This window comes from Streptomyces sp. GbtcB6, assembly GCF_019091475.1.
GTDB lineage: Bacteria > Actinomycetota > Actinomycetes > Streptomycetales > Streptomycetaceae > Streptomyces > Streptomyces hyaluromycini.
The window spans coordinates 1-235 of the sequence record NZ_JAGXJL010000483.1 but is presented as its reverse complement, the minus strand read 5'-3'; the positions used below and the strand labels follow the sequence as shown (position 1 = coordinate 235).

The following is a 235-nucleotide window of genomic DNA, read 5'->3' as shown; positions in this document are numbered from 1 at the left end:
CCGGATGCACGGCTCCCTGCCCCGCCCCGTCTCCGCCGGGGGCCGGGTCGCCGACGCCGACGCCTCCGTGGCCAAGTCCGCCGAGCTGTACCGCCAGCTCCAGCCCCGTACCGAACTCGCCAACTGTCACTGGATGCGCGGCTACGTCTACGCCCTGAACGGCGAACTGGAGCGTGCGGAAATGGAGTTGCGGGAGGCCCTCGCGATGCTGTCGGAGACCCGCGCCGCCCTGTAC

Annotated in this window: 1 pseudogene; it reads left to right on the top strand. The window is 71.9% G+C overall.

The window, feature by feature from the left end:
- Positions 1-235, top strand: a pseudogene (locus KVT45_RS55740) (transcriptional regulator); the annotation flags it as partial.